The following is a 1,727-nucleotide window of genomic DNA, read 5'->3' on the forward strand; positions in this document are numbered from 1 at the left end:
GACCCTGGGGTGGAGGACACCCGCCGAAGTCTTCAACGAGCAGCTACTGTTGATCCAACAGGACGGTGTTGTTGCAACGACGGGTTGAACCTGGGCAATACAGTTCAGCGGCGTTCGCGAACGTCCGCGGCCGGTACGGGATACGTCGCAGCACGGGCCGAGTCGGCTCCAGCTACGACAACGCCCAGGCCGAGAGCCTGTGGCGGAGCCTCAAACGCGAAGCCCCGTACAAGACGCTCTTCTCCACGATGGAGCAGGCCCGACTGACGATCCTCCGGTGGCTCACGTACTACAACGCGCGCCGCCACAGCACCTGGCTTACCTGTCCCCGATGGAGTTCGAACAGCGGCAACGTACGACAGCTACACTCTCACTCGCGGCGTAAACCCCTGTGTCCACATTCCGGGGGGCACCTCAGCCCCTAAACACCGTCAAGCGGTACGCCCGCATGAAGGAGCCCACCGGCGACCGCCGCGCACCCTGCTACAAACCCACGCTCGTCGACCCCTACCGCGACCACCTGCGCGCCCGCCGCGCGGAAGACCCGGCCGCCCCCGTCATCCAACTCTTCCGGGAGATCAAGGAGTTGGGCTATACCGGTAGCCTCAACCTGCTCTACCGCTACATCACCCAGCGTCGTGCCGAGGGCGACAAGCCGGTCACCACCCCGCAGTGCTTCGCCCGCCTCCTGCTCTCCCACCCCGAGAACCTGCGCGACAAGGACACCGCGCTACTGCGGGAACTCACCGAAGCCTGCCCTGAGATAACCGAACTCACCCGCCTCACCGGCGAGTTCGCTCAGCTATTGACCCCAGTGGAGGCAACAACGCCAAGCTCACCGACTGGATCACCACGGTTCGAGCCGCCGACCTGCCCCCCTGCACTCCTTCGCGAACGGCCTCGAACTCGACCGCGCCGCCGTCGATGCCGGACTCACCCTCCCCTACCACAACGGCCGCACCGAGGGCGTCAACACGCGAACCAAGCGGATCATGAGGCAGATGCACGGCCGAGCCGGGTTCCCCCTACTCCGCAACCGCATCCTCCTCCAGTGACCACTACACAGCGCTACTACCGACTACGGGACAGAGCCGAATTCATGACACTCCCGCGCCGCCCGCAAGGCCCACTGGGGCGAGGGCCTGCGGGCCCGGTGGACGGTCACTGTCGGGCCGGAGCGTGGCTACGTTGCCGTTACTGACCTCGGCGCTTCAAGGTGGCACGGGTGGGAGGTCGAAAGAGAGTCCTGTCCCGGTGAGGAAGCCGTCGAGGATGTCGGAGCGGTACTGCAGTTGCTTGAGGCGGTTGCGGACGAGGGTCTCGAGTCGGTCAAGGGCGACGTTGGCGAGGTCCGCCAGACTGCGTTTGACGTGGGCCCACAGGTACTCGACCGCGTTCAGCTCGGGTGCGTATGCGGGCAGGGCGAATACCGTCAGCCAGTCCTGCGCGTCGATCAGGTCGCGCATGGCATGGGAGACGTGGGTGTTCAGTCGGTCCCACACCAGCACGATCGGCGCTTTGACCAGCTGGTGGACCCCGTCTGTCAATCCGATGTAGTCGCGCTCGGACAGGCTGCGGCGCTCGCCCTTGCGGCCGGTGCGGCGTCGCAGCCGGTGACACAGCCGGGTAAGGCTGAGCTTGCTCCGCTTTGACGGACACCGTTGGTGTGGTGGTCAGGCCGCCAGGACGGTCTCGTATTCGGCGGGACTGCGGTAGCCGAGGCTGCT

At 65.9% G+C, this 1,727-nt stretch carries 1 protein-coding gene and 2 pseudogenes; 2 read left to right on the top strand and 1 reads right to left on the bottom strand.

Annotation, left to right across the window (positions count from 1 at the left end; genetic code table 11):
* Positions 1–65: 65 nt before the first annotated feature.
* Positions 66–425: an integrase core domain-containing protein gene (locus ACWDAK_RS41175; protein ID WP_425557838.1), complete on the top strand. Its 360-nt coding sequence runs from the start codon at positions 66–68 to the stop codon at positions 423–425.
* Positions 422–1,055: pseudogene (locus tag ACWDAK_RS41180) on the top strand (transposase); the annotation flags it as partial. The gene ACWDAK_RS41175 and the pseudogene ACWDAK_RS41180, both read left to right, overlap by 4 nt.
* 156 nt (positions 1,056–1,211) lie before the next feature.
* Here ACWDAK_RS41180 and ACWDAK_RS41185 read toward each other — a convergent pair.
* Positions 1,212–1,634: pseudogene (locus tag ACWDAK_RS41185) on the bottom strand (transposase); the annotation flags it as partial.
* Between the last annotated feature and the right edge of the window lie 93 nt (positions 1,635–1,727).

Source organism: Kitasatospora sp. NPDC001175, from assembly GCF_053598215.1.